Genomic DNA, 1525 nt, shown 5'->3' with positions numbered 1-1525 from the left:
ACTGCTCGGCGACGCCGGCCGGGTGGGGCCGATCGGCACCTCGTTCAACCAGTCGTGGCGCGGCGGGATATCCCGGATCCTCGGCCACGACGCCGGCCATGGCCCGCTGGTGATCGCCGCCGTGCTGGCCACCCTGGTGCTGGCCGTGCTGGCCTGGCATGCGCTGAGCGCCGCGCGGCCCGGATCCGATCCGCTGGGGCTGCTGCTGGTGGTCGAGCTGTTCGGCCTGCTCGCCTCGCCGATCTCCTGGACGCATCACTGGGTGTGGCTGGTGCCGCTGATGATCTGGTTCGTCCACGGCCCACTGGCCGGCCGGCTCGGCGCCCGGGTGCTGGGCTGGGGCTGGCTGGGGCTGACCCTGGTCGGCGTGCCGTGGTTGCTGAGCTTCGCCCAGCCGAGCATCTGGGAGATCGGGCGACCGTGGTATCTGGCCTGGGCGGGCCTGGCCTACGTCGTGGCGGCGGTGGTGACGCTGGCCTGGATCGCGACGACCGGGTTCAACCGGCCAGGATCCCGTCGATGTCGTGGGCCATCCGCACGTCGTGTTCGGTGATGCCACCGACGGCGTGTGTCACCAGGGCGAATGTCACCGTGCGCCAGCGGATGTCGATGTCCGGATGGTGGTTCTTTTTCTCCGCGTGCTCGGCAATCCGACGCACCGCGTCGATCCCGGCCAGGAACGACGGGAACTTCACCGATCGGCGCAGCGTCCCGTCGGCATGCTCCCAGCCGTCGAGTTCGGGCAGTGCCGCGGCCACCTGTTCGTCGGTCAACACCGTCATGACCCGACGGTATACCGTTTCTGGCCATGCCGAACCAGATCGTGGTCGCCGGAGCCGTCATCGCCGGTGCGACGGTGCTGGTCGCCCAGCGGCGCCACCCACCGGAGCTGGCCGGGCGCTGGGAGCTGCCCGGCGGCAAGGTGGTCGCCGGCGAGACCGAGCGGGCCGCGCTGGCCCGGGAGCTGGCCGAGGAGCTGGGCGTCGACAGCGCGGCCGTGCAGGTAGGCGAGCGGCTCGGTGCCGACGTGGCGCTGAACGCGACCACCACCCTGCGGGCCTACCGGGTGGCGCTGCTGCGCGGTGAGCCGCGGGCCCGGGACCACCACGCACTGCGCTGGGCGGGCGCCGACGAACTGGCGAAGATCGACTGGGTGCCCGCCGACCGGACCTGGCTGCCGGAGCTGACCCGGGCGCTGGAAACCGGCTGACCGCACCGAGCCCGTGTGCCACCGTCCGCGGATTTCCAGAATCGACACAACGGACTCACAGCGGCGTATATGGTCGTCAGGCGATATAAGTCGTATGCTGGCTAGTCGTCGGCCGCGCCTTGCCGACCGCGACGGCGGCGCCGAATTCCATGACGGCCGGCGCTCGGTGGGCTGCCGACAATTCAGTGGCCGAGCGCGCAGCTCAGCTCGAAGGAGGCTCACCGATGACTGTGACCCCGCCCATCGGCGGTCCGCTCGAGGAGCTGCTGGAACGCAGTGGGCGGTTCTTCAGCCCGGGCGAGTTCTCCGCCGACC

The 1525-nt window shown here is 71.1% G+C and carries 4 protein-coding genes; 3 read left to right on the top strand and 1 reads right to left on the bottom strand.

Features of this window, described 5'->3' with window-relative positions; translation table 11 throughout:
* On the top strand, positions 1–553 hold a 553-nt coding region (locus AC2VNT_RS04170; RefSeq protein ID WP_486945649.1), incomplete at its 5' end, for a glycosyltransferase family protein.
* Here AC2VNT_RS04170 and AC2VNT_RS04165 read toward each other — a convergent pair.
* Complete coding sequence (locus tag AC2VNT_RS04165; protein ID WP_486945648.1) at positions 498–782, bottom strand: 4a-hydroxytetrahydrobiopterin dehydratase; 285 nt, start codon at positions 780–782, stop codon at positions 498–500. The genes AC2VNT_RS04170 and AC2VNT_RS04165 overlap by 56 nt on opposite strands.
* A 26-nt stretch (positions 783–808) precedes the next feature.
* Between AC2VNT_RS04165 and AC2VNT_RS04160 the strand changes: the two genes are divergently transcribed.
* Together AC2VNT_RS04160 and AC2VNT_RS04155 are read left to right on the top strand one after the other, a co-directional pair.
* Complete coding sequence (locus tag AC2VNT_RS04160) at positions 809–1210, top strand: (deoxy)nucleoside triphosphate pyrophosphohydrolase (RefSeq protein WP_486945647.1); 402 nt, start codon at positions 809–811, stop codon at positions 1208–1210.
* Between the two features lie 224 nt (positions 1211–1434).
* On the top strand, positions 1435–1525 hold a 91-nt coding region (locus AC2VNT_RS04155), incomplete at its 3' end, for a hypothetical protein (protein WP_486945650.1).

Source organism: Mycobacterium sp. TH-M15 (assembly GCF_057473705.1).
This window is presented reverse-complemented; position numbering and strand designations above follow the sequence as displayed.